This window comes from Glaciecola punicea, from assembly GCF_001756615.1.
GTDB classification, from domain to species: domain Bacteria; phylum Pseudomonadota; class Gammaproteobacteria; order Enterobacterales; family Alteromonadaceae; genus Glaciecola; species Glaciecola punicea.
On sequence record NZ_LZXY01000007.1, the window covers coordinates 40,386 to 64,165 of the forward strand.

General features: G+C 44.5%; 17 protein-coding genes. 2 read left to right on the forward strand and 15 right to left on the reverse strand.

Going from position 1 to position 23,780, the window contains the following annotated elements:
* A complete protein-coding gene (locus tag BAE46_RS09575) occupies positions 1-3,189 on the forward strand; it encodes an efflux RND transporter permease subunit (RefSeq protein ID WP_070112551.1) in 3,189 nt (1,062 codons plus the stop codon).
* Between the two features lie 108 nt (positions 3,190-3,297).
* Here BAE46_RS09575 and BAE46_RS09580 read toward each other — a convergent pair whose 3' ends face one another.
* The 9 genes from BAE46_RS09580 to BAE46_RS09620 all read right to left on the reverse strand — a co-directional run bounded on the left by BAE46_RS09580 (position 3,298) and on the right by BAE46_RS09620 (position 15,910).
* Entirely contained in the window at positions 3,298-3,954 is a 657-nt protein-coding gene (locus tag BAE46_RS09580) for a 3-oxoacid CoA-transferase subunit B (RefSeq protein WP_006005123.1), read from the reverse strand.
* Between the two features lie 10 nt (positions 3,955-3,964).
* Entirely contained in the window at positions 3,965-4,666 is a 702-nt protein-coding gene (locus tag BAE46_RS09585) for a CoA transferase subunit A (protein WP_006005121.1), read from the reverse strand.
* Between the two features lie 239 nt (positions 4,667-4,905).
* Positions 4,906-8,040 (reverse strand): efflux RND transporter permease subunit, encoded by a 3,135-nt coding sequence (locus BAE46_RS09590; RefSeq protein WP_006005116.1) that lies wholly within the window; start codon positions 8,038-8,040, stop codon positions 4,906-4,908.
* On the reverse strand, positions 8,037-9,683 hold the full coding sequence (locus BAE46_RS09595; RefSeq protein WP_070112553.1) for an efflux RND transporter periplasmic adaptor subunit: 1,647 nt from the start codon (positions 9,681-9,683) through the stop codon (positions 8,037-8,039). The genes BAE46_RS09590 and BAE46_RS09595 overlap by 4 nt, the downstream gene beginning before the upstream one ends.
* Before the next feature lies 1 nt (position 9,684).
* Positions 9,685-11,163 carry a TolC family protein gene (locus BAE46_RS09600; RefSeq protein WP_083256850.1) on the reverse strand — a complete coding sequence of 493 codons (1,479 nt, stop codon included), beginning with the start codon at positions 11,161-11,163 and terminating at the stop codon, positions 9,685-9,687.
* A 166-nt stretch (positions 11,164-11,329) separates the two neighbouring features.
* Positions 11,330-11,740: a hypothetical protein gene (locus BAE46_RS09605; RefSeq protein WP_006005109.1), complete on the reverse strand. Its 411-nt coding sequence runs from the start codon at positions 11,738-11,740 to the stop codon at positions 11,330-11,332.
* A 207-nt stretch (positions 11,741-11,947) separates the two neighbouring features.
* A complete protein-coding gene (locus BAE46_RS09610) occupies positions 11,948-12,598 on the reverse strand; it encodes a DsbA family oxidoreductase (RefSeq protein WP_006005107.1) in 651 nt (216 codons plus the stop codon).
* Positions 12,599-12,692: 94 nt separating this feature from the next.
* Positions 12,693-15,161: a DUF305 domain-containing protein gene (locus BAE46_RS09615; protein ID WP_006005105.1), complete on the reverse strand. Its 2,469-nt coding sequence runs from the start codon at positions 15,159-15,161 to the stop codon at positions 12,693-12,695.
* A gap of 77 nt (positions 15,162-15,238) precedes the next feature.
* Positions 15,239-15,910 (reverse strand): nitroreductase, encoded by a 672-nt coding sequence (locus tag BAE46_RS09620; RefSeq protein WP_070112555.1) that lies wholly within the window; start codon positions 15,908-15,910, stop codon positions 15,239-15,241.
* Between the two features lie 113 nt (positions 15,911-16,023).
* Here BAE46_RS09620 and BAE46_RS09625 point away from each other — a divergent pair, with 113 nt between their 5' ends.
* Positions 16,024-16,584: a CBS domain-containing protein gene (locus BAE46_RS09625; RefSeq protein WP_006005102.1), complete on the forward strand. Its 561-nt coding sequence runs from the start codon at positions 16,024-16,026 to the stop codon at positions 16,582-16,584.
* Positions 16,585-16,634: 50 nt separating this feature from the next.
* Here the strand turns inward: BAE46_RS09625 and BAE46_RS09630 are convergent, their stop codons facing one another.
* From BAE46_RS09630 to BAE46_RS09655, 6 genes are all read right to left on the reverse strand, one after another.
* On the reverse strand, positions 16,635-17,264 hold the full coding sequence (locus tag BAE46_RS09630; protein WP_006005100.1) for an SOUL family heme-binding protein: 630 nt from the start codon (positions 17,262-17,264) through the stop codon (positions 16,635-16,637).
* Between the two features lie 25 nt (positions 17,265-17,289).
* Entirely contained in the window at positions 17,290-17,841 is a 552-nt protein-coding gene (locus tag BAE46_RS09635; protein ID WP_006005098.1) for a cytochrome b, read from the reverse strand.
* A 30-nt stretch (positions 17,842-17,871) separates the two neighbouring features.
* Positions 17,872-18,915 (reverse strand): catalase family peroxidase, encoded by a 1,044-nt coding sequence (locus BAE46_RS09640; RefSeq protein ID WP_070112557.1) that lies wholly within the window; start codon positions 18,913-18,915, stop codon positions 17,872-17,874.
* A gap of 225 nt (positions 18,916-19,140) precedes the next feature.
* On the reverse strand, positions 19,141-19,755 hold the full coding sequence (locus BAE46_RS09645; RefSeq protein WP_070112559.1) for a trimeric intracellular cation channel family protein: 615 nt from the start codon (positions 19,753-19,755) through the stop codon (positions 19,141-19,143).
* Between the two features lie 4 nt (positions 19,756-19,759).
* Positions 19,760-20,056 carry a hypothetical protein gene (locus tag BAE46_RS09650; protein ID WP_006005092.1) on the reverse strand — a complete coding sequence of 99 codons (297 nt, stop codon included), beginning with the start codon at positions 20,054-20,056 and terminating at the stop codon, positions 19,760-19,762.
* Positions 20,057-20,385: 329 nt separating this feature from the next.
* The gene (locus BAE46_RS09655) at positions 20,386-23,619 is read right to left on the reverse strand and encodes a DEAD/DEAH box helicase (protein WP_070112561.1); all 3,234 of its coding nucleotides are present in this window, start codon (positions 23,617-23,619) and stop codon (positions 20,386-20,388) included.
* Positions 23,620-23,780 lie beyond the last annotated feature (161 nt).

The following is a 23,780-nucleotide window of genomic DNA, read 5'->3' on the forward strand; positions in this document are numbered from 1 at the left end:
ATGAATTCAAACACACCATTACCTCAAGCGGATTATTCTAAAACGGGCGGTGGCATAATAGGCTACTTTGCACGAAACCCGGTCGCGGCAAACCTAATGATGCTGATGATCATTTTGCTAGGTACTTTCAGCTACTTCACTATTCAAAAACAGATGTTTCCGAGTATTGAAATTAATTATATAAATGCCTTTATCAGCTACCCAGGCGCTTCTCCAAAAGAAATAGAAGAATCTATCACCATAAAGATTGAAGAAGCCACCAAAGATTTAACCGAAATTAAAAAGAGCGTCGGCCGTTCCTTTCGCGGTGGTGGCCGCGTTACCATGGAAATTAATCCAGATGAAAACCTGACTGACGTGCTCAACAAAATACAGGCCAGAATAGACAGCATTGCCACCTTTCCTGCGGCTATGGAGCCTATCACAGTTTCGCAAGTGCAGTTCGAGCAGCCCGTTATGGAACTGTCTCTTGTTGGCGATATTCCCCTTACTGATTTAAAACCCTTAGCCAAGCAAGTAGAAGATGAATTACTCGCGCTAGCCAACGTGCAACTAGCCAGCGCAAACACCCCAGCGGATGAAATTGCAGTAGAGATTCAACCTGAAATGCTGCGCAAATACGATTTGAGCATTAGCGATATAACGCAGGCAATAGCGCGCTATTCAGCCAATTATTCTGCTGGGCAAATAAATACAGACTCGGGCACTATTGCGGTACGGGTAGAAAATCAATTCTACAATGGCGAAGAATTTGCCGATATTCCAGTAAAAATAGGCGCTAATGGCGCTCGAGTATTACTCAAAGACGTGGCCACTATTTACGATGGTTTTGAAGAAGGTGAGCGCTACTTCAAATTTAATGGCATGAACGCGATGTCTATTCAGGTAAATGCTACGCGCTCGCAAAACATAATCCCGGTGGCAAATTCGGTCCAGGCGTATATCGAAGCGCGCAATAAAACATTGCCCAACGGCGTGGAAATAAAAGTCGTCGTGGATTTCACCTATTACTTAAACGGTCGTTTAGACATGATGCTAAACAACTTAACCCAAGGCGCTTTTTTAGTCTTTATTATGCTGGCGATTTTCTTGCGCTTTAAGCTGGCTTTTTGGGTCATGATTGGCCTACCTGTTTGCTTTTTAGGCGCTATGGCGCTAATGCCGATGATAGGTGTCACTATCAATATTTTATCACTTTTTGCCTTTATAATGGTACTTGGAATAGTGGTAGACGATGCCATTGTAATAGGTGAAAGCGCCTACACCGAAATAGAAAGTAAAGGCAACAGCGTACACAACGTTATTATGGGCGCTAGGCGCGTTGCCACACCCGCAACGTTTGGGGTACTTACCACCATGGCGGTATTTGTTCCGGTGCTGTTTAGCTCAGGCCCTTCCGCTGACTTTTTCTACAATATTTCAGCGGTAGTGATTTTATGCTTGGCTTTTTCGTTAGTAGAATCAAAACTCATTTTGCCTGCGCACATCGCCTCCTCAACCTTCAAACCCCTACCTGAAAATAGCTGGCGCACAAGGTTAAATAAGCGATTTTTCGGTTTTATAAACGGCCCCTATAAAAACTTTGTAAAATATTGCACTGAATATCGCTGGTTCACACTGGTATTTTTCATGCTTATGCTGGCGATTGCTTATCAGTTAATTGCCACAAACGTAGTGCGCGTGGTGCCCGAGCCTAGCGTACCTCACGATTTCCCCAGTATTAGTATTGAAATGAGTGAAACTATTTCAGATACCGAGACCATTGAAGCACTACAGACCATAGAGCGGGTTATTTTAGAGGTGGAAGCAGAAATAATTGAAGAGTTCGGCAGTCCCATGGTGCGCGACCTTATGGTATATAATCAGGGCCGCAACGAAGGCCAAATACTGGCGCCGCTGGTAGATGAAGATCTTCGTCACTTTAACACCTTTGAGCTGGCACGCAGATGGCGCGAGCGTATTCCCGAGATTTCTGGCATGAAGTCGTTCACGATTCAAGATGATTTAAACGGCGGCGGAGATGGCGGCGAGTTTGGCTATTTAATATTTGGCTCCGACATCGCCACCTTAAACGAGGCCGGCCGCTATCTTATTCAAAAATTGCAGGGTCAAAGAGGCGTGTTTGACGTTAGTTCAACCATCGATCCCGACAGTAAAGAAGTACAGATATCGCTTAAAGCCGTGGCCTACGATTTAGGCTTAAATTTATCCACCATTGCAAGTCAAGTGGGTGCCAGTTTTTACGGTGGCGAAGCCCAACGCGTGCTGCGAAACGGCGAAGAAGTGCGCGTAATGGTGCGCTATCCTAAGCTCACCAGAGAGCGCTTTGCCGATTTAAAATACACGGTTATACGCACCCCCACAGGCCAAAAAGTAATGTTAGGCGATGTAGTTGCGCTGAATGAAGCACCAGGCATTAGCTATATTCGACGCGAAGGTGGTTTTAGAAGCGTTTATGTATGGGGCTCTATAGATGAAGAATTGATTGAACCTAGTGAAGTCGTTGACAACATAAAGGAAAACTTGCTGCCCGATATGCAAAAAGCTTTCCCCAGCGTAAAAACTGAGCTTGGCGGCAAAATAGAAGAGCTGCAAAGCCAAAACTTAGAACAAATAAAGTTTTTCGTCACAGGATTAGCGTTTGTCTATTTACTGCTGGCTATCCCTCTAAAAAGCTACGCCCAACCGCTGATTATCATGGCGGTTATTCCCTTTAGTTTTACCGGCGCTATTTGGGGTCATGCACTGTTTGGCTTGGATTTGAGTTTATTCTCGTTCTTTGGTCTTATTGCGGCCGCCGGCGTGGTAGTGAATGACTCTCTGGTAATGACCGACTACATCAATACTCGGCGAAAGGAAGGCTATGGCATAAAAGACGCAGTGATAGAAGCAGGCTGCGCACGTTTTAGAGCAATCACGTTAACCTCAATCACTACATTTGTGGGTGTTTTGCCTATTATGTTTGAAACAAGCTTACAGGCAGGCTTTGTTATCCCTATGGCGGTAGGCCTTGGCTTTGCTGTTATGTACGCTACTTTAGTAACGCTTATACTGGTGCCCAGTTTATGTATTATTGGCGATGACATTGGCCAATTTTTTAAATTTATCGGGCGCAGTATTGCGATGGCGTTTAGATGGCTATTGGGTGCGTTTAAATCTAAAAAAGCTGTAGATACACCTAATACGTAAGCTACTTTATTAGAAAAATGCAGTAAGTAAACAAGAATAAAGGAGCGAAATGGAGCGACGCATATTGCGCCTAACTTTCAAATAGCGTCTTTGCTTTTTTATGTTGTACTAAAAGATCATTTCAGGAACATGCTCAGGCACCACTAAGGCCCCAGATGTTAAGCGCTTTATTTCTTCAACGCTGACTCCAGGCGCACGCTCACGCAAAATAAACTTGCCATCTTCAATGTCCATCAAAGCAAGATCCGTTAACACTCGCTTAATGCAGCCTTTACCCGTTAACGGCAATGTACATTCACTCAGTAATTTCGACTCACCTGTTTTAGACGCGTGGGTCATAGTCACAATAATATTGTCTGCACCTGCGACTAAATCCATCGCCCCGCCCATGCCTTTAATTAGCTTACCGGGTATCATGTAAGAAGCAATATTACCTTGGCAGTCTACTTCAAACGCGCCTAGTACCGTTAAGTCAACGTGACCGCCTCTGATCATGGCAAATGACTCAGCCGATGAGAATAACGACGCGCCTTTTACCATCGTCACGGTTTGCTTGCCGGCGTTAATAAGGTCTGCGTCTACTTCGTCTTCAGTAGGAAACTGCCCCATGCCTAGCAAGCCATTTTCAGACTGCAGCATTACCTGCATACCCTGTGGAATAAAGTTAGCCGCCAGCGTGGGTATGCCAATGCCAAGATTTACGTAAAAGCCGTCTTGAAATTCTTGAGCAACACGTTGTGCAAGTTGTTCGCGAGTTAAAGCCATATTAATTCTCCTAGGCGCTGCGCACAGTGCGCTGTTCTATTGTTTTCTCGAAAGTACCTAAAATAAGGCGATTCACGTATATACCTGGCAAATGTATTTCATCAGGATCAAGCTCGCCAACTTCTACAATTTCTTCCACTTCCACTACCGCTATTTTACCAGCGGTTATAGCCATTGGGTTAAAGTTACGCGCGGTTTTGCGAAAAATGAGGTTACCGTAGCGATCTGCCTTCCATGCTTTTGCGATTGAAAAATCACCCACTATAGCCTCTTCTAAAATATAGTGACGGCCATTGAATTCACGTACTTCTTTACCCTCACCTACCGGTGTGCCATAGCCTGTAGCGGTGTAAAAGGCGGGAATACCCGCACCGCCTGCGCGCATTTTTTCTGCTAAGGTGCCCTGTGGCGTAAGCTCTACTTCTAACTCGCCGCTCATCATTTGCTTTTCAAACAGGGCATTCTCACCCACATAAGACGCTATCATTTTTTTAATTTGTTTATCTTGTAGAAGCAAACCTAAGCCGGCGCCGTCAACCCCAGCATTATTAGACGCAATAGTAAGGCCTTTGGTGCCTTTTCGCTTAATTTCTTTAATGAGGTTTTCAGGAATACCGCACAGGCCAAAGCCACCTGCCACTACGGTCATATTATCTTCTAAGCCTTCAAGAGCTTGCGCATAGCTTGTTATTACTTTGTCAAATCCAGACACGCTGTCCACCTTAATAAGAATTGAAATGTATGTTCGGTATTTACTCAGCATGCAAGAAATGCTTATATTAATCAAATTGTATTTTTTTATAGATTAATAAGTTTTCTTCATTAGTGAACATTACAGTTGATCTGCACTGCACCCTCAGTCATTCCCGCGCAAGCGGGAACCCTCTTGGGCTGCAGGTAAGTGCAAATTTGCCGTGTAATATTGGAGATTCCCACCTGCGGGGGAATGCCCTAGGAGTTAAGGCTGCGTTTTTTCCATAGCAAATAAATTGCCGGTAAAATAAGCAGCGTAAGCACAAGTGCGCTGATCATGCCGCCCACCATAGGCGCCGCAATGCGGCTCATTATTTCACTGCCCGTGCCGGTGCCGTACAGCACGGGTAACAAGCCTAATATGATAGACGCCGACGTCATCATAACCGGGCGCACACGCATAACCGCGCCTTCTAATACCGCCTGTTGCAGCGTGGCAAGGCTAATGGGCTTTGCACTAGTACTTGCGCTACTGGTATGCTCTTGTAGCATCCGTTTATAAGCCTGATCTAAATAAACGAGCATAATCACCCCAATCTCAACCGCCACTCCCGCCAGCGCGATAAAACCAACGCCTACTGCGACCGAAAAGTTAAAACCCTGTAAATACAGTAGCCATATGCCACCTATCATTGCAAAAGGCAAGGTACCCATAATAATGCCCACCTCCACCATGTTGCGAAAATTTAAATAGAGCAAAATAACAATGATTGCGAGCGTTAGTGGAACTACATACATCAGCTTATCTTTAGCGCGCTGCATGTATTCGTATTGTCCTGCCCACGCAATAGAGTAGCCTGGCGGTAACACCAAATTGTCGGCAACAACTTGCATCGCGTTTCTAACGTAGTGGCCAATATCAATATTTTCAATATCGATATACACCCAACCATTTGGCCGCGCATTTTCACTTTTGATACCCGGCGGCCCATCTTCAATACTAATATTAGCAACATCGCCTAGGGCTATATGTGCACCTTGAGGTGTAATAATAGTTAGCAATAGTAGAGCCTCAGGCGATGAACGATAGTCCTGCAAATAACGCACATTAATGGGGAATCGCTTACGCCCCTCTATACTTTGTGACACGTTCACGCCGCCCACAGCGCCGGCTATGGTTTCTTGAATGTCGGCAATATTGAGGCCGTATCGGGCAGCGGCTTCGCGTTTAATGTCGATTTTGATATAGCGACCGTTTGCAACACGCTCTGAATAAACAGACGCGGTACCTTCAACTTTACTCAAAATACTTTCAAGCTGCTGGCCAATTTGCTGTATTTGAGCCAAATCAGGGCCACCGATTTTTATGCCAACGGGCGTTTTAATCCCCGTAGCAAGCATGTCTATTCGGGTTTTTATGGGCATTACCCATGCGTTTGTCAAGCCCGGAAAGTCCACAAGCTGATCGAGCTCTTTAATTAAAGACTCGGTATCTAGACCTTCTCGCCATTGAGCTTTCGGCTTTAACTGAATAAAGGTTTCAATCATGGTTAGGGGCGCAGGATCAGTCGCAGTTTCAGCGCGGCCTACTTTGCCAAACACTGTTTCTACCTCAGGAATGGTTTTAATCAGCTTGTTAGTTTGCTGCAGTAGTTCTCTTGCTTTGCCTATTGAAATACCCGCATAGGTGGTCGGCATATACATAAGATCGCCTTCATCTAGCGGCGGCATAAATTCACTGCCTATTTTATTCACGGGCAAAAAACCAATAACCAGTATGAACAAAGCCGCGACTATTGCCGACTTTGGGTAAACCAGAACGCATTTTAGCAGGGGTTTATAGACGCTAGTAATGGCTTTGTTTAATGGATTTTTTTGCTCGCTGCGCACTTTCCCGCGAATAAAATAACCCATTAGCACCGGCACTAAGGTAATGGCAAGTACCGCCGCTGCCGCCATGGCGTAGGTTTTCGTGTAGGCAAGAGGCGAAAACATCCGGCCCTCTTGCGCTTCAAGGGTGAATACCGGCATGAAGCTAACGGTAATAATCAGCAAACTGAAAAACAGCGCAGGCCCCACTTCTGTGGCCGAATTAATCACTATCTGCCAGCGATTTTCCTTCGTAAGTGGTGTACGCTCCATATGCTTGTGCATGTTTTCGGTCATCACAATAGCGCCGTCTACCATTGCCCCAATAGCAATAGCAATGCCGCCTAAAGACATAATATTGGCGTTTATGCCCTGTGCATACATAATAATAAAGGCGATTAACATGCCTATTGGCAAGCTTACAATAGCCACTAAGGACGAGCGTATATGAAACAAAAACGCCATGCACACCAGTGCTACAATAATAAATTCGGCCACCAGTTTATAGCGTAAATTATCAAGGGCGCTTTTTATTAAAGTCGAGCGGTCATACACCGTGATAACTTCAACGCCATCGGGGAGTCCTTGTTTTAAGACTTCTAGCTTAGCTTTTACGCCGGCAATGGTTTGCTGCGCGTTTTCACCCGCGCGCATTACCACAATCCCGCCTACGGCCTCACCTTCTCCGTTTAGCTCGCCTATACCACGGCGCATCTGCGGGCCTAAGGTTACGCTCGCAATGTCGCGTATTAACAAAGGCGTGCCTTGATTATTCACGCCCAATGGGATTGTCTCAATATCTTGAATACTTTGAATATAGCCCGTGGTGCGCAGCATATATTCAGCTTCTGCCATTTCTACACTTGAAGCCCCTACTTCCTGATTGCCGCGCTTAATGGCCATTTGCACCGCACTAATTGGAATGTTAAACGCGCGCAGCTTAAGCGGATCTAGCTGCACCTGATACTGCTTAACCATGCCGCCAATAGCCGCCACTTCAGATACACCCGGCACCATTTGCAGCTCAAATTTTAAGAACCAGTCTTGAATAGCGCGAAGTTCGCTAATATCGTGCTGGCCAGTTTTGTCCACAAGCGCATATAGGTAGACCCAGCCAACGCCTGTTGCGTCGGGGCCTAGCTGCGGCCTTACATTGTCTGGCAAGCTTGGTGCAACCTGCGACAAGTATTCTAACACGCGGCTTCTGGCCCAGTATAGGTCGGTTGAATCATCAAAAATAACATACACGTAGGAGTCACCGAAGAACGAAAATCCCCTCACGGTTTTTGCACCGGGCACCGACAGCATCGCGCTGGTTAAGGGAAAAGTAACTTGATCTTCAACGACTTGAGGCGCTTGGCCTGGATAGCTTGTTTTAATGATTACCTGCACGTCAGACAAATCGGGAATGGCGTCTACAGGCGTATTTTTAAGCGTATAAATACCAGCGCCTATTATCATAAGCGTGGTGAGCAGCACAAAAAAACGGTTGTGCACAGACCATCTAATAATTGCGTTAATCATTGTGCGTGACCTTTGTGATCAGATGTTGCTGACATATTTTCATCAACGGGCTTTGGTAAATGGGAACCCGCTGACGGGTTCGGTGTTGGTTTAGCATCAGCGTCGTCGTTTGTCATGATATGCACGGTATTCACGGTGTACATAGGTATGTCTGTTTTAACAACTTGAATATGTATCTGCATGTTTTCACGTAACGTCAACATGTCGATGTGGCTGGCCACCATAAAGTCCATGGTCATGCCGGGCATGCCCCACTTTCTTAATTCGCCATGATTTAAGGTGAGCTTTCGTTCATCTAACATGACTTTTACTATGGTAGCGTGCGTCCAATCGCCTCCCGACATGTCCATGTCCATGTCCATTTTGATTCCTTTGCGTTCAGTCATATCGCCTGTCTTTTGCTGACCTTGGTCGCCAGTATCAGCGCTAATGCGCATAAAATCAGAACTTACACTGCTTTCTGAATCAAGTAAAAATTGCGCTGACACCACCACTTCATCTAAGGCTTCAAGGCCTTGCGTAATTTCAATATACTCAGAAAAAACGCTGCCCAACGTGACTTCAACAGACTTAAACTTGCCATCTCCTAGGGCCAACACAACGCGATTTTGCTTACCCGTGCGTATAACCGACTCAAGCGGCACCACAAGTAATTCATGCTTGTTTTCAACATCGCTGGTATCAATGTTCACTTTTGCATACATATTGGGTTTGAGCAGGTAGTCAGGATTCGCCACTCGCACTCTAGCGCGTAAAGTACGATTACCTGCATCTAAGGTAGGGTAGATGTAGTCAATTTTACCGCTAAACACCTCATTAGGTAAATACTCTAGGCTTATGCTAACCGGCATATCTAGCTTTACACTGCCTGACTGCCTTGCCATTATTTGCGTATTTATCCATACCTCGCTTAGCGCTCCAATCGACATAAGGGTGTTGCTAGGCGTCACAAAAAAACCTTCTCGAATATTTAAGTTATCGATAAAGCCCGATTGAGGCGCATAAAACACCACGTTCTGCTGTATTTTGCGGTTTTTGGCAAGCTCAGCAATAGCTTTTTCAGGCATTTGCAGAGCACTAAGACGCGATTTTGCAGCGTCACCTAAGCTTTTATTTGCGCGATTTAAGGCTAACAAATATTCTTCTTGGGCATTCACGAGTTCAGGAGAATACAGGGCATATAAAGGCTCACCTTTTTCCACATACTCGCCTTGGGCCTTTACATACAGTGACTCAATCCAGCCTTCAACGCGCGGGTGAATGTTCACCAGCGTGTCTTGACTATATTCAACAATGCCTAAGGCCGAAATAGGCTCGTTTATCGCTCTTTTTTGCGCGATGCCAGTACGTACGCCCAAATTGTTTATCACATTTGGGTGAATACTAATGGTGCCGGGAGAGTCGCCTTGCTGATCATTGGCATATACTGGTACTAAATACATGCCCATGGGTGACTTGCCCGGCTTGTCGCGGCGAAAATTAGCATCCATGGGCGCCACCCAATATAGCGGCTGTGCGATGTCGTTTTTGTTACTATCAAGCTCACCGTTTTGGGTGTGAACAAGATTAAAATAGGCAATAGTGGCTAAAATGCCAACGCTTAAGCCTAATGAGGCGCTAACAAATATGTTCTTGATATTCATTTTATAAACCTTTTTGGGAGGTAGAAGTCATGTAATAGCTAAGTTGGCTATGCGTCTTGTGCAGTTCTACTTGTATATCAAGTAAACTAAGCTTTGCGTTAAGCTGAGTGATTTGCGCGTTTAGCACGTCATCAAAATCACCGTCATTGTTGGTAAATGCGCTTACCACTATTTGCACTTTCTCTAAAGTTTGCGGCAGTATTTGTGTTTCATACAGGTCCATTCGCGCTTGTAAGTGCTGATATAAAGTGTAGCTAGCCGTTAGCTGCGACATTAGCTGGCGCAGCGCTAAACGTTTATCTGTTTTTATCGATTCTGAGGCATACACCCTCGCTGACACTTCATTGTCTTGCTTTTGGCTGGTGTACAAAGGCACATCGAAGCTGATACCTATGGACAAAAAATCGGCGCGGCTTGCGCCAAGCTGATCGTCATCTCTATAAGCGTAGCTTGCATTTAAGCCCCACTGTGGGTAATACTTTTGTTTGGCTAAGGCAATTGCGCTCGCACTGGCGCTTACGCGCTGCTCTATCGCTTGAATAACAGGGTGCTGGTTTAGCATGTTGGCGAGTGTTTGCCGGTTATTGCTGTTTAACGCAAATTGAGTAACAGCAGGAATAGGCTCTAGCGGCACCAGTGTATTAGGCAGGGTGAATGACGAAAATTGAGTCGCATCAATTTGCAGCCATTCGTTGAGCCGCTGTATTGACGCCGTTTTTTGCGCCCTGGCTTGAATTAGTCTGTCTTCAATCTTGTTAACTTCAAGACTCGCATTAACTACGTCTTGCTGGCGTGTGCTACCGATACCCCAGGCATAGTTTTTCTTGGCTATATCCCCTAGTTGACTTAGCAATATTTGATTTTCTTCAATGAGAGTAATTTTGGCCTGCGCTTTATACACTTCCAACCACAGTGCGCTTACTTGCACCGAAGACTCAGCTATTCTTTGCGCTCTTAAAAATGGCTGTTCTAATGCAAGCTCCTGTTGATACTGGCTTTGAATTTGCCTTGAATTGCCTCGCGGTAACATTTGGCTCACCCCCGCTTTAAGCTGAGTCATGGGTTCTTGATTAAGACGAAAACCGTTGGTAGGCACATTCGCAATAGACAATGAGACCACCGGATCTGGCAAAGCCAGTGAAGCTTCACTTTGCGCCATTATTGCGCGCTCTTTAAATTTGCTGCTGGTTAACCATGGGTCACGCTCGTGCGCTAAGGCTATTGCATCATTTAGTAAGAAAAATTTATGCGGCGAAATACTTGCTTGTTGATCAGCCCAGGCGTTAGTGATTGTAAAAGCCAAGCTCAACGCAAACATCGTGGCTATTTTCGCATTTATAAAATAGTGCCGCTTACTCGCAATTAACATAAGATTAAGTGAAAAGGCTCTTATCAAAAATGCGCTGCTTGTTGCTGTAGACAAAGCGTAATAAGCATGCGATTGAGGCAAACTTAGCCTACGTTTGATTGAAATACTCATGATGAAAAATCTCTTATTTTGTGCTAGCGCAGATAAATAAAGGTGATTAGCGACAAGGGCTAGCAAAATGCAATAAAGGATAAATACAGAGCACAAAATAGTAGTGTGTTGTGCGTTTTTGTATTTACTTTATAAATTAAAGGCAGTACTAGACTGCTTAAGAGATTTAGGTTTTGGGTGGGCGCTGTGGATGCGGCAAAACAAGATTGATGTTGTTTAGACCAGTGCTAATAATGCGAGATGAGCGTTGAGTGTGATAATGTAAAGATGATTGATTAATGGCCATTGCAATGGTTAATAGACCAGCTGAACAGCCGCATTCATGCTCACAGCAGTCGCCAAGCATGCCGTTTGTTGCATTGTCACCTGCAGCGGGCACCATATCGCTGCCATGCACGAGCTTGTTAAAGGGCGCACCATCATTTAGCGTCATGTTCTTTTGCGCCATTTCCATTTGCGCCATATGTTCGCTGCCCATTTGTTCACATGGGTTTTGTTCAGGCACTGCAAAGGTACTGCCAACCTGCGCTGTCAGTATGCATAATACGATAATGGCGTGAAACACTGCTTTAAACAAAAATACCCTATAAGTGTATTATGGCTCGATGCAAAACCTTAGTGACTACAAGTTATTGTGAGCGTGGCTGGCAACCATGCTGGACTTCACCAAATTTTAATCAACTAAACTACCATATAAATTATAGCGAATTAGCAATGAACTGCAAGTTTTATCCAAAATATCGAGAAAGCCAGTGAGCAGGGCGAAATGAAGTCAACGGGTAATTCACGCAGTTTGCTCTTGACTAATCTTACGCAGCGCATTTTCAAAGACATCGGTAGGCTGACCGCCACTAATCAAATGCTTGTTATTCACAATAACTGCAGGTACCGATGAAATCCCTAAGCCTTGGAAATGCTGCTGCTCTTTACGTACGTCTGCAGCGTATGTGTCGGTGCTAAGAATGTGCTTGGCGGTTTGGGTATCTAGGCCAACGTTAGTAGCGACCTTTAAAAGTTGCTGATGGTCGCTGGGATCGCCCGATTCTTGAAAGTACAAATCAAACAGGGCAAGTTTGAGCGCTGTTTGCTTGTTTTCTTGCTTTGCCCAGTGCAGTAGACGATGTGCATCAAAAGTATTGTAAATTCTGCCGCCGCCACGATTGCCAAATTCGTAGCCGACGCTTACACCACGCTGCTTAATAGCCTCTCTATTTTCTTCAATTTGCGCCCGATTTATGCCGTATTTTTGGCCAAGGTGCTCACTAATCTCTTGTCCCTGGGGCGGCATACTTGGGTTAAGTTCAAAAGGATGCCAAGTGATATTCGCACTAAGATCTTTGCTCAAGTTTGCCAGTGCCTGCTGCAAACTTTGATACCCTATGATGCACCAAGGGCAAGATACATCTGACACAATATCAATTTGTAGCTGTTTCATATGCTCCACCTTTAACCAATTCTCAAAATCTATACACTAGCTAGTCAGCCGACTACAGCATCACCCTTAGCGAATTCAAAGCTCACCTTCTTGCTCAGCGCAGACGTTTAGCAATTGCCTGCATAGTGTCGCTAAGCGCATCCACGCGGTTTTGAGCATTTGTGTTATCACCATTAGGTTTTAATGACTTCGCTAACTTACTAAGAGCGCGAGAAAACTTGCGGCTAGTTTCGCCCTCGTCAAGCATCTTTTGCGCGCCAGTCATCATATTCGTCACTTCCTCATGTGCTTGTGTTTCTAGTCCGCCGTCGCGGGCAAATTGATCTAAATAAGCTAATGCAATCACAGGCTCAGCAGGCCACGTCACCCTAAACTGCTGCTGCGGATTGAATCTATCGCCCATATCTGCAAGAAGCGCTGCCGCTAGCTCGTTTTCAGTCAAGAACTCACTTGGTTCAAGTGCTAATACGTCAAGGCCGCGAATAATTTCAGTGCCGTAAATTTTACCGTTGTACCAGTAAGTAGACCAGTAGCCACCCACTATTAAACGCTCATCATGAATAGGCCCACGGTCAAAAAATGCTATTTCTTGCGGCTCGCGGGTATCAGTAAAGTCAATTACCGAAATACCGCCTTGATACCACGCTTGCACAAAAATATCGCGTCCAGGCACCGGCACCATTGAACCGTTATGGGCTACGCAGTTTTCTTGTTCACTTTGCGGCGCGTCAATTTTAAAGTAACTTTCAAAGTTGAGCTTACCGTCGTCAATAGAATAGAACGCATTTGCACCCCAAGTCATTGGGTCAGACGCTCTGCAGCGAGCCTGCGTGCCGCCGCCCCACTCATCGGTGAACAGTACCTTAGTGCCATCATTGTTAAAAGTCGCTGAATGCCAATAGGCAAACCCCGGATCGGCTACATCGTCAATCCGTTTGGGCTTCATAGGATTAGAAATGTCTAACAATATGCCATTGCCTGAACATGCACCAGCCGCTAATTTTAGCTCTGGAAACACAGTAATATCATGGCATTCGTCTGTTCTGCGGGTTTTTTGGGTACCATCACCGTGATCGCCGCCGGGCCATAGTCCAGCCACTCGTCCTTCGTCATCGGCAAATACCGCGGGGCTTGAGGTAATACGAGCTTCGCTAGGGTTACGCAGCGGAATTTCAATCACGTCGATACGGAACAGCGCCGTGCGCTCGTCTCCTGGTACCTCGCCAACGCAGCCTTCAAGCTCATCACCATCGCGCACGCCAGCGGTGCCAGAATTATAGACCACAATGCGCTTGTCATCGGCCGATACCACAGAATGAGTGTGTGAACCGCGGCAGGTTTGCACTAGGCCCACTTGCTTAGGGGCGCTTAGGTCTGAAATATCAAAAATGCGTAAACCTCTAAAACGCTCATCCGACACGTCTTCACTTATACCTTGGAGGCCGCAGTCGATGCGTCCACGCGTTTGTTCTACCGACATAATAAGCAAATCATCCACAATTGAAATGTCCCCTTGACCGCCGGGACAAACGATAGAGCTTGTTAGGCTTGGCAAGCCTTCGTTGTCGAGTTTATATATGTTAAAACCGTGATAGTTTCCAGCCACTAATATATCTTTAGAAAACGCCATGTCGGTGTTCCAAAAGCTCAACAATGGCCCGCGTTCGCCCCACTGCGTTTTAATATCACCTTCGTCACCGCTGCGCTTTGCGTCTTGGTCAGATGCATCATCAATAAGCTCATCGGTATCTTCATCTGCCGGTCTTATTGGCGGTAAATTAGCCTCATTCTCTGGGTCAAAAAAGCCACTGGGACGAGGCTGTGTCGACACTAAGCTTAGGTTTAACGATGCTTCTCCTGCATCTCGCAGACCAGCGCTGAGGCCTACTCGCGGATCGCTCGACAAACCTGCCAATAATCCATCCATACGCGTAATTTCAGCGTTTTGGTCACTCACAATATCGTTGACAAAATCGTACAGGACAGGGTCGTAGGCCGAGCCGCTTTGGGCTAAAAGATCATCTACCATGCGCACGGCCCCTTCATGATGGGGGATCATTAAGCTTAAAAAGATGCGATCAAATTCACTGCCCTTTGCTGCGCTCAACGACTGTATTTGAGCAGCCGTTGCCATGCCCATCATGCTGTGGTCCATGTGCATTGAATGGTCTATATGCACTTTTTGCTCACGTGCTTCAAGCCACTGACTCATAAAAGCAATTTCGTCGGCTTGAGATTTACGAATACGACCGGCAATATCAATAATGGCTTCATTGTTAGTGCGGTCTTCTACTAGCACCGCCATCTCAACCGCTTGTGAGTGATGCGGGATCATGTTTTGCATAAACATTACATCGTTGCGAGTGAAGCTCACGTTCGCAATATCAATAGCCTGTTGAGGACTTAGCGTTTGTGACGCCTGCCCTGGGGCGCCAGGCTGAACAATGGGAACACTTTGGGCATGCGCAACGGCCGTTAAGGAAGCAATACTGGCAACACTGGCAACACTGAATAAAGAAGCTAAGCTTAATTTCTGGCAGCGACGAAAAGTAGATGATTTCATAATGGTAATCCTGTCGGTCTTTATTATCCTGATATATAAAGGTTAATTGGATTTAGCTAAGGTGTAAAGGACTAGTGTTAAAATCCATGATAAGTCACAAATTCTTCATTACTGGCGCGCACCGAGCGCACATCGTTAGCTTTAAAGTTTTCATCGGGGTAACCCAGTGCTATACAAATCATTATGGCTTCATCATCGGGTATTTGCGCGTGCTTGTGCACCACATCTGACTGCATAATGCCTTGACCATTGATAACACAGCCTAAGCCTAAATCCCAGGCCGCAAGCACAATACCATAGGCCAGTGAGCCTAAGCCGAACTGCGTTATACCAGCAGGCTCAAGTGTTTTATCATAGGTGAGCACTAAAGACACCGGCGCGTCAAACTGTCGAAAACCGCGCATCATCCACTCCATGCGCTTTTTTTTATCTTCTTTTGCGATACCCATTACTTCAAACAGCTGTATGGCGACGTCTATTTGACGTTTGCGATGGATGCCTTGATAGTCTTCTTTATAAGGAAAATCACGCACGTGAGGCTTGCCCGCTAAGGTATTTCTAGTGTTGCCGTCTCGAATTTTATCAAGCACGTCACCGGTAACTGCGTGAATACGCCAGGTCTGTGTATTGTAAGAGGAAGGTGCCCATTTAGCTGCGTTAATGATGCGCTCAACAAGCTCTTTAGATACCGGCTTATTGGAAAACCCCCGAACGCTTTTTCGAGACGCCGCAAATTCTGCAAAATTCATATTATTTACCCTACGTCTTTTAATTTTTTTATTAAGAGACTTAGAGTAAACACTATGACAATTTGATGCAATAAACTATAGTGCTCTCAGTTAAAATTGTTAGGTAGTAAAATATGAAAAATCTTGAACTGTACGAAACCGAAAGCTTGGATCACCTTGTATGGCCAGACGACAAACAAGTATTATCTTCATCTACTTCAGCCTTAACGGTATTCACAGATTTCACCATGTATCGGCCTTTAATAATCGACAGTTCGGTGAAAGCAGTACTGCTTGAGGAACTAATGAAAAAAGCGCAGGTGCGCATGAAATTAGTGTTAGACAAAGACCGAAAGTTTATTGGTATAGTAAGCCACAACGATCTAAGTGAGCAGCACATACTTAAAAAAGTTGCTCATGGCAACAGCCGCGAAGAGTTACTAGTAACTGATTTCATGACACCTAAATCCAAACTAAAGTCTTTTGATTATCAGCAGCTTAGTCAAGCTAGCGTGGGTGATGTAATTCGTACCTTGCAGCACAATGGTCAGCAGCACTGTTTAGTGATTGACCACAATACTCACGAAATACGTGGACTCATATCGTCAACCGAAATTGCGCGTAAGTTAGGTATGCCGCTAAAAATTAATAGTCAGCCTTCTTTTATGCAGTTGTTTAATGAAATAGAAGGCTAAATATAAGTTTTAGCGCAAAAGTTTCAGCAAAACCTATAGTTGTTAAAGACTTAGCGGATAGGAATCAACACTTCATTGCGGCGAAACATGGGCAATGTAAAAGGACTATTGTAACCTGCTTTTACGGGGCTATCGCTAGCAACATAGCCATTTTCAGTTATCCATTTTTCTAATATTTCGGTATGCTTTTGCACATTGCTGTCGCTCAAAGTCCAGCTAAACCTTATAGCGGCTACTTTATACTCTGTTACTTCACTCACTCTTACTTCTGGGTTAGTAGGCTTGGGCGTATTTGCTAAGGTAAAGTCTTTTGGCATAACAAATGACATAACCGGCGTGCTTGAATTTTCGTCCATAAATACAGGTGCGGTCATGGCGATTTCAGCGCCCTTACCAGTATTCTCTTGGTCCATGATTACTGGTGCAGTCATGGCAATTTTGCTTGCGCCTTCATTTGCACCAGTGATATATTTAAATAACCTTCTAAATGCGCTTTTACCAACTTCACCAGACATGTTGGTAGACACCAATATCATAGGAGCGTACTGGCGTACTTCTATTTTGTGATCGCCTGATGTCGACTTAACAACGGTATAAGGCGCAGTTTCTAGGTTATTCTCGCCAATTACTGAACATCCCGCGACCAAAATTGATGTAAATACGGTTAATAATGCTTTCACGATACTTCCTTAGCTTATTTTTAGCTTATTTCGGCTTTTTACTATACAGCATAGATGTGAGAACACGATCTTGTCTAATCAGTCCGTGATAGAGGGCAGCCAGCACATGCATAACAATCATAATAATTAGCAGCCATGCCATGTAGCCATGAAACTCTCGGAAAAAAGCATAGGCTTTAATATTTGCATCAATAAGATGCGGTAAATTAAAGGTGTTGAATACTGTAATGGTGCGACCGTCGGCACTTTGCATTAGCCAGCCCGACAGAGGCATTAGCAGCATCGCCGCGTAAAGAGCCGTATGGGTTATTTTTGCAGCCAGCACTTGATAAGCAGGAAGTTTCTTAGGTAGCCTTGGACGCGGCGTTAAATATTTATTAATCAGCCTGACAATCACCATTACTAACAGTAAAAATCCAAAAGACCTATGCAGGTCAAGCGCGACCGGCTGCCAAACGGCTAAACTTTCAACCATAGACAAACCTACTAATAACATTGATATTATTAATATTGCCATAGACCAGTGCAGAAGCCTGCTGCGCGCTGGATAATATTTAATTGCTTTGCGCTTATTCATGGGCACACCCTTTTGTCATCATCGTCAACATTATTCATTCTCTCCTAGCAGAACTTCCAGCGCTCTGCGTCTGAAAGATTCAGCATAGACAGAGCCCCTGGCTCTTAATATTGGGTCGGCTGTAGCCTCTACACCTTTTGGCAACACTAGGGGATCAAAGTTAATGTTGGCACACTCACCGACTGTTTGTGCAGTATATTGTTGAATACTAATGGTGCCTGCGGTAATAGTCTCGCGCGTGCTGGGCCATAACACCGTTGGATTGGTTTCGTCATCTTCTGGCAAGGCCAGAGTAAAAACCAAATCAAATTTTATCGGTGCCACTTCAAGCATCTGTGCAAGCTGGTCTTGAAGAGCATCAGGGTTTTCTTGGTTAAGCTGAGGAATAATCGAGCTTTCAAGAGAAGGAACTGCTTGCCAACGAACCGCTTGCTCGTTATGCGCCTCGTCTAGCAAATAAAACGCATTAATACTGTGGTAGGTTTCACCCGCCAAGCTTGAAGCTGGGGTATAGCCGTCTTTCCACTCTAGAAACGTCTTGCTTTCAGGATGATTAGCAAAGAAAGCTTCAATTTTAGAAGGATCGCGCTGTTTAGTGTCAGGATCTGGAGCCAGTGCTTGCAGTTGAGCATAAAAAGCCTCAGGCGTAGCAACTGCCATAACCGGCGGAGTATTCATGGCTATTCGCCATTCGCTGTTGGTAGAACTTTCGTCTTTAATTGACAGCGCAAGGCCTCGAACTGGCGCTTTTAAATCAGGTGCCGTGGGGCTGTTACCTGCAATTGAAAATCTGCCAATAAAGTTGAATTCTCCGGCCTGTAATACACTGGCGGTAGAATACTGACCAAGCGCACCGTTAGATTCAAATATACCTGCTAGGCAGATACCTTTGGCATGTGCACGGCGAAAACTAGGAAAGTTTGAATCGCCCTGCTGTAAATCAACAAACTGCTGCGCGGTGACAGAATCCTTATTGACATATGCTAGTATTTTGCTAAAAAGCACAAAAGCTACCGGTAAAATGATAATGAAAACGATAAGGCGCGCTTGCTTTACGGTTATTTTACTTTTCATTTGCTTTTTAAAGCGTTTGTAATTTGAATCCTTTATCAAGCGTAACTGCCCTCATTGTTAATGTGTCTGCTTATGCGTTTTTTGACACTTGTAAGGAGATTTTATACTCATAATCTTATTTACTGTATTTAAATAACGCTTATTTTTGAAGTATACGCCAACTCCGCGCAATTTGCTCACAACAAATATGACTAACTTACACCTTTTATTAACGCCATAATGCCTTTACTGTAGGCCCTCATGAGCCGGCATGCTCAAGTTACGAGTAATGGCTAAGGCCCTAATCACGAAGGCTACAGTGCCGCCGATAATTAAGGCAATACCTTCCGCCACGGGGGTGTAAGTATGCAGTACACAATACGTGGAAGCGCCTAGCAAAGATGCTGTTATATAAATTTCGCGTCTAAATACGACAGGCACGTCATTTACAATGACGTCTCTTATGATCCCGCCAAGACAAGCACTAAATACGCCCATAATAATCGACACTGGGATATTCATTCCCAAGGCCATTGCTTTTTGTGCACCTAATGCGGTAAACAAAGCCATACCTAAGGCATCTGCCCAGAGCAAAGCCTTTGAACGTTTCGAAATATGCTGGGTAGCGAAATAGGTAACAATGGCCGACACACTGCACACTATTATCGTGTGATAATCGTTTATCCAAAATACCGGCACGTCTAGAATGGTATCGCGCAGCGTTCCCCCTCCAATGCCGGTAATACAGGCCATGAATACGAACCCTACCCAGTCGAGGCGATGGCGCGCTGCAACTAAAGCACCCGAAATTGCAAACGCAATTGTAGCAGCAATGTTAGTAATGAATAATAAGGTGAGCAATTGACTATGTACCTATGAGAAAAAATGGCGCTGTATTATGCTTTAAATTTGAACAAAACCCAATCACTATCATGTAAAGTTCTGCATAAGGGATTTCGTCTACCACCACTACCACTTTTTTAGCTGTCATACTGCGGGTACACTGGGTTGAGTTATACTCTACTTTATTAGCGAAACCTTGAATACCGTCTAAAATAGTGGTGGCTGAAACGTAGCTATGAGTTTTACCTTGCCAATGAATAGACCAGCCGCCGTTTGGTAAGGGGGTAAATATCGCGACGTTGACCACCCCAACAAGCAAGGAGATGCCTAACCTTGTGCTTAAGGCGTGACATTATTATGTTACACAGACTGTGTCATTGACCCTATTTTCTCATCTGGGGCCATCTCATCGACTAAGACTGATACTATTTCTTCTTTCTTATTGAAACGACAAATATAAAATTGGGAAGTTCCCCATAAACACTTTACGTCTATGGGGTTTTGGGCGTTAAGGAAGCCGGCTGAGTGACGAGATTTGTTGTGCAGGCGCTAAGCGCAAACATCGCAATTACGGCTAAAGAAAGTGTAGAGAAGTGTTTTTGGGCCATACGCATTTTACTCATCGTTATATTGTCAACACACTGGTTTTTACACCAGCGGTGCTAACAGCGTCTTTAATATATCATCAGTTAAACTCAACTTACCCTGATTAACTTCTTCTGATAAAAGTGCATTTGCCAATTCAGCTTTGTTGATCTGAATTTGCTGAATACGCTCTTCAATAGAGTTTTCAATGATTAGTTTATACACGAACACAGGCTTGTCTTGACCAATACGATAGGCACGGTCAGTGGCCTGATTTTCCACTGCGGGGTTCCACCATGGATCAAAATGAATGACTGTGTCGGCCGCCGTCAGGTTAAGACCAACGCCGCCTGCGCGCAAACTGATTAAGAAAACTGGGGTGTCACCGCGTTGAAATTTATCGACTAGTTCTTGACGATTTCTGGTTTCGCCAGTGAGTTTAACAAAACTAATTCGCTCTTTTATAAGCTCTGCCTCTATAAGACTTAACATACTGGTAAATTGTGAAAATACCAGCACCCTGCGGCCCTCTTCAATCATTTCAGGCAGAGTTTCCATTAAGAATTCAAGCTTAGCCGACTGTTTTATGGCCTTAGCGCTTTGCATCGGCAACAGCTGCGGGTGGTTGCACACTTGGCGTAATTTCAGCAACGCATCCAGAATTTCAATTTGACTGCGCTGCAGACCCTTAGTGGCAATAATTTCTTTTAGGCGGGTGTCCATGGCTAAACGAACTGTTTCATATAGCTCGGCCTGTTTGCCTTCGATTCTGAGCATTTGCACTATGGTTGTTTTACCGGGCAGTTCTTTGGCAATTTTCTCTTTAGTACGACGCAGTAAAAAAGGCTTTATGCGCTGGTTAAGCATCACTTTTCTGTCGATATCTTGATGTTTTTCAATGGGCGTTCTAAATAATTTAGTAAACTGTTTGTGGCCTGATAAAAATCCTGGTAGTAAAAAATTAAACTGTGCCCAAAACTCGCCTAAATGATTCTCCATCGGCGTACCGGTCAAACACAGTTTATGCTGCGCTTGTATAGTCAAAACCGCCTGATACACACTGGTTCTAGGGTTTTTAATATAGTGTGCTTCATCTAATATTAAGTAATAATAATCGGTATTCTGATGCAGCTCAATGTCTTTCAAAATAAGCGCATAGCTTGTGATCACAAGATCGTAATGTTGTAAATCTTCAAAATCTTGCTGACGCTTAGAGCCATGTAAAACGATATACGACAAGTCGGGGGTAAACTTCTTCACTTCGTTCGCCCAATTGTACAACACACTTGTAGGAGCCACAATTAAGCAAGGTCTTGTTAAGCGCCCCTGCTCTTTTTCAATCAATAAATGAGCAAGTGCTTGGATGGTTTTACCCAAGCCCATGTCATCCGCTAAAATCCCTGCCAGCTCATATTCGCGCAAAAACTGTAGCCAATTCACGCCTTGGTGCTGATATTCTCTTAGCTCTGCGTGTAGATTACTTGGAAGCTCCACCGCTTGAATTTCTTCAAAGTTTTGTAGTTTTGCACTCAGCTCTCTTAGCTTGTTTTCGCCTGTAGTGATAATGCCTTGGTCGTCTAACAAACTCAAGGTCTGGTGGCCTTGAAACTTCGACAGCTTCATTGACCCATCATGTTGTAGCGCACCTGGCATAAATAATTCAATGAACTGCTGCAGTAAAGGCTGAATACTTTTATACGATAGCGCAATAAATTCGCCGTCATCAAGCTCTACAAATAGGGGTTCTGCAGGATCAAACCCTTCCATTTTATTCATAAACGCTGAATTCGTTAACACCGTTTTAGGCAATTGCTCAAGCGCGCTTTGCAAAATGGGAAACGCGGGTATCTTTTTACCGTTTATTTCTAAGTTAAGCCCTATTGAGAAGAAATCACCGCTGTCTTGCTCTATAATTTCAGCGTCAAACACGTTGTCGGTACTGAGTTCTTTATAGTAAAAATTTTTGTCAAACTCAATTTGCCAACCATTTTTACGCATTTTTGGCAGTTCATTGTGAATAAAAGCTAAGCACACCTGTCTTCCTTGTAAAGACATGGTGAAAACAGGCGCATGTTCTTCATATTCATAGTATTGCCTGTTGAGCAAGGCCTTGCAGCCATGCGATTTGAGAAGTTCAATAACGCGCTCCTCAAGCAACAAATTACGGTAAATAGTGACATCGTTATGCGGGTTTTTAATCATCGCCTCACGATTATTTGGGTTAACGAAAATACCCTCATATTCAAAATTTACGCTGACATTAGTACTGGTTGGCTGGTTTTCAAACGGGGTGCTTAGGTGTAAATGTACGTTGGGCTTGCTAACGCTAAGCTGCTTATTCAGCTTGGGCTTGGGCAACTTTTCAATGGTGTCGCCTAAGCTCACTTCAAGTTTATTTAATACCCAAGGGAGTTTTTCTTCGTCAATCACCGGACTGTTGAGCAAGCGCGCTTCATACTCACTAGCGGTATTAGTTTGTACCATGCCAATAACATTGAACTCTTTATGGTAATAGCTCAGTGGCTGCGATTTAACAATAATAATATCTTGCGACGGTTCATCTAGTTGCAAGACTAATTTTTGCGCATTGTTCATCAACTTGTGCCATTGCCATGTGGCTTGAACTGTCTCTCCGGTGCCGATGGGTCGGTCTAAATGGGCGTTTTCTGACCAGTAGCAGCGGCCTGTGTTGACTAACTGCTCTAATAAGGCATGGGTGGTGACGCTGTCGCGGTAGTCTCGGTTACTCGTTATGGAGGAAATAATGCGCACATCTTCTTCAAGCACAAAGCTTTTGTCTATCAGTTGACTCGATAAGTGCTCAGTGCCGAGCGTTTTACTCCAGCCACCCGACAGTTTTTGCCCGGCTGTTTTTACACTAAGCTGCAAATAATCTTGTGGCGAAAACGGGTTGGTTTGTAAAAAATAGAGCAGGCTTTTGACATTGACAGAATCAATAGCCGGCTCGGAGCTAAACGTGTTTAGCCACTTATCAATAGTAAAGTTTGAAGCGGTTGTAGCATGTATTTTTTTCAAGTAATAATGCGCTAGCGCCGCGGCGTGCTTGCAGCCTCTTCCAACATAGCAGTTGCAGTAAGATTTTGCCTGTTTGCTGACTTTGTCATACTCAATACGGGTTAAATATATCTCGCCTTTATGCGATTCACTTTTAACTGAACCTCGTAAAACACTGCCATCAACAACGCCGTTTAAGACGCTATTTTGCTCGAAGACTCGCTGCCCTTTAAGCCATTCTTTACTGTGAAATGATGATTCTAATACAACTTTTGTGAACATATGTTGAGATAATTTCCTGAAAATACGAGCCTACGGATGAAAAAATAAATGACTTGTGGATTACCGCAATCGTCTACGTTACCACATAGCGACAAAGCATTCGCTAAATTGCTTAACATTCTTGGCATATCCACGTAATAAATATCTTTACAAGCGCTATG